This is a genomic window from Mesorhizobium sp. M7A.F.Ca.CA.004.12.1.1 (assembly GCF_003997835.1).
In the GTDB taxonomy this organism is placed as follows: domain Bacteria; phylum Pseudomonadota; class Alphaproteobacteria; order Rhizobiales; family Rhizobiaceae; genus Mesorhizobium.
The window spans coordinates 1-1,438 of record NZ_RZRK01001140.1; the positions used below are offsets into that span (position 1 = coordinate 1).

The 1,438-nt window shown below is 59.5% G+C and carries 2 protein-coding genes; both read left to right on the forward strand.

The window, feature by feature from the left end:
- Positions 1 to 946 (forward strand): RIP metalloprotease RseP (gene rseP, locus EN984_RS34485; RefSeq protein ID WP_127384352.1); only part of this gene is annotated, 946 nt, incomplete at its 5' end.
- 217 nt (positions 947 to 1,163) lie between these two features.
- Positions 1,164 to 1,438: POTRA domain-containing protein (locus EN984_RS34490; RefSeq protein ID WP_281057384.1), on the forward strand; the 275-nt coding region annotated here is incomplete at its 3' end.

Here is a 1,438-nt window from a genome sequence, read left to right on the forward strand (position 1 = left end):
CGGCACGCGCTGGAAACTGTGTGCGATACCGCTTGGCGGCTATGTAAAATTCGTCGGCGACATGAACGCCACATCGAGCCAGCCCACGTCGGAAGAAATTGAAACGCTGACCGAGGACGAGCGCAAGGTCGCTTTTCACACTCAGCCGATCTGGAAGCGCGCGGCAACGGTGGTGGCCGGACCATTGTTCAATTTCCTGCTGACGATCGTCGTCTTTTCCGTGCTGTTCACCGCCTATGGCCGCTATGTCGCCGAGCCCATGGTGGCCGAGGTGACCGCCGACAGCCCGGCGGCGAAGGCCGGCATCCTTCCCGGCGACCGATTCGTCAGTGTCGACGGCAACAAGGTCGAAACCTTTGGCGACGTCCAGCGCCTGGTCTCGGGCCGTGCCGACGACGCAATCACCTTCGTCATGTTGCGCGACGGCCAGGAGGTCACTGTGACCGCGGCGCCGCGGCTGATGGAACAGGAAGACGCGCTCGGCAACAAGGTCAAGGTCGCCGTGATCGGTGTCGTCAACAACAAGGAACTCGGTCAGCCGAGGCTGATCACCTACACGCCGGTCGGAGCGGTCGCGGCGGCGGTCGAGGAAACCGGTCACGTCATCCAGCGCACCGGCCAGTTCCTGCAGCGCTTTGTTGTCGGGCGCGAAGACAAATGTCAGCTGGGCGGTCCGGTGAAGATCGCCGACATGGCGGGCAGGGCTGCGAAACTGGGATTCGAATGGCTGGTGCAGCTGGTTGCACTGCTATCCGTTGGCATCGGAATTCTGAACCTTTTGCCGATTCCCCCCCTCGACGGCGGTCACCTCTTGTTCTACGGGGTGGAGGCTGTCATTCGCCGTCCGGTGTCGGAACGGATGATGGAAATGGCCTATCGGGCCGGGTTGCTTCTGGTGCTGTGCTTCATGGGGTTCGTTTTTTGGAACGATCTGTTTGGGTGCTGAAATCATGAAGAAATTTGGCTTCTGCATGGACGATGTTGAGACGCCGTTTACCATGCAAGGGGATATGAGTGACGCGAAAGCCACGCCGCAGGGTTAAGTAAATACAAATTAACCAGAAGCCTTGCGTGTAGGGAAAATCCGGTTAATACGGTAGGGGAAATTACCGCACGTCCGGTTTTCTCGCCGTGGGGACTACGAGAAAAGGTTATTAAGCCCGATGAAGGCAGCATCCAAGTTTCTAAGCGCCGCGTCCGCGGTGACCCTGTCCGCGGCCATGGTCGTGCCAGGCGCGCTCGCAGTGCAGTTCGTTGCCACATCGGCGGCTGAAGCCGCTGTCGTCAGCAGAGTGGAAGTGAGCGGCAACCAGCGTATCGACGCTGAGACCATCCGCAATTACATCACCATCAAGCCGGGCAAGGCTTTCTCCAGTTCCGATATCGACGGTGCGGTCAAGGCACTGTTCGGAACTGGCCTGTTTTCGGACGTGCAGAT